Consider the following 907-nt stretch of genomic DNA (forward strand, 5'->3'; position numbering starts at 1 on the left):
CACTTCATTCACCTTCCTCACTCAGAATATAAGTACATCAATCTTGGGGAATTCGGCTGCGACAGAAGTTTCATGAGTGCTGTCGCTTCAAAATCCTTTCCGATCATCTTCTTGGCACTCATACTGAAGAATTCCGAGAATGGATCGCCGCTCGAATATTCAAATACTTGTGCGCCTTTCAACTTGTAATCTTTTTTCATAGCAGCGATGACATCTTCCACATACCCGAAATCATCGATCAAGTTCACATCTTTCGCTTGCTGGCCGTCATAGATTCTTCCGTCGGCAATCTTTTTCACTTGCGCTTCAGACATGTCACGGCCGCTTGCGATTACATCCACGAATCCTTCATATGAATTATCGATCATCGTCTGCAGGATTTTTCTTTCTTCCTCTGTCATTTCCCTCGTTGGACTCATGATATCCTTATAAGGTCCGCTCTTGATCGTGACGAAATCGACACCGTACTTTTCAGCAAGCTCAGAGTAATTGATGCTCTGCATGATTACACCCAGGGAACCGGTTAACGTCTCCTGACTTGCAAAAATCTTTGTTGCCGGTGCTGATATGTAATATCCTCCCGAAGCCGCCATGCTTCCCATTGAAACATAAACGGGCTTTTTCGATTTCTCTATGATTTCAACCAGCTTGGAGTGGATCTGGGCACTCTCCACTACTCCTCCGCCAGGTGAGTTCACTTTAAGGACAATCCCTCTTACCGAGTCATCTTTCTGGACTTCATCCAGTTTATCCATGAATAGTTCATGGTTATAGCCGGGACTTTGAAACATGGATGCTGCATCTCCTGTATCCTGGATGACCCCATCCACTTCAAGGACCGCTATTCTCTTCTGCATGTTCCCATCCTCAATGATTTCTTCACCGAAAGCTTGTTCCGTACTGCCAA

1 protein-coding gene is annotated in these 907 nt (G+C 45.1%); it reads right to left on the minus strand.

From position 1 onward, the window contains the following. Positions 1–17: 17 nt before the first annotated feature. The coding region (gene sppA / locus HP456_RS24405; RefSeq protein ID WP_172255846.1) for a signal peptide peptidase SppA at positions 18–907 on the minus strand (890 nt) is incomplete at its 5' end.

The sequence above is a fragment of the Bacillus haikouensis genome, assembly GCF_013179555.1.
GTDB classification, from domain to species: domain Bacteria; phylum Bacillota; class Bacilli; order Bacillales; family Bacillaceae_B; genus Rossellomorea; species Rossellomorea haikouensis_A.